2 protein-coding genes are annotated in these 519 nt (G+C 48.9%); one reads left to right on the top strand and one right to left on the bottom strand.

What is annotated here, in order from left to right; translation table 11 throughout:
* On the bottom strand, positions 1-286 hold a 286-nt coding region (locus J7439_RS26145), incomplete at its 3' end, for a hypothetical protein (RefSeq protein ID WP_209204980.1).
* Here J7439_RS26145 and J7439_RS26140 point away from each other — a divergent pair.
* On the top strand, positions 258-519 hold a 262-nt coding region (locus J7439_RS26140; RefSeq protein ID WP_286198525.1), incomplete at its 3' end, for an IS4/Tn5 family transposase DNA-binding protein. The two genes, J7439_RS26145 and J7439_RS26140, sit on opposite strands and share 29 nt — an antisense overlap.

Raw genomic sequence — 519 nt, 5'->3', positions numbered from 1 at the left:
TAACTCCAGAGAAGGCATGCTTAAAAGCGTCACCCATGGCAATAAAGGCATCGCTGATCCTTTTCGCCAATTCAGACAGCTGGCCATTCTGGTTCATCCGCTCAATTTCGGCAGCGATGCCTGCCAGGGACTCTCTGGCATAATCCAGAACACCGCTCTTGGCCACTTCATTCTGAAACTGCTGCCAGCTGTCTTTCAGGTTACTGACATAACCCGACAGCAGACTCATATTCCTGCCAGCAGCACCCTCGGAGGATTTGCCAATTTCAAGAATCAGCTCCCTCATAACATCCTATCTCTTAGTCACAAATCCTAATCTTGGTTTATCCTTTTTTGAGGTAAACCAAGATCATGATTCCCCCCCTCAACAATGGGCTGAACAGACTTTCGAATGCGCTGACTTGGGTGATAAACGTCGAACCAAAAGGCTGGTACAGGTAGCAGGTGACCTGTCTGCAAATACCGGCTCCTCTTTGGCAGCCTCTTGCAGTGGCAACCTTGCTGCTATTGAAGGTGCTT

It is taken from the genome of Salinisphaera sp. G21_0, from assembly GCF_017744115.1.
GTDB lineage: Bacteria > Pseudomonadota > Gammaproteobacteria > Pseudomonadales > Endozoicomonadaceae > Endozoicomonas.
This window is presented reverse-complemented; position numbering and strand designations above follow the sequence as displayed.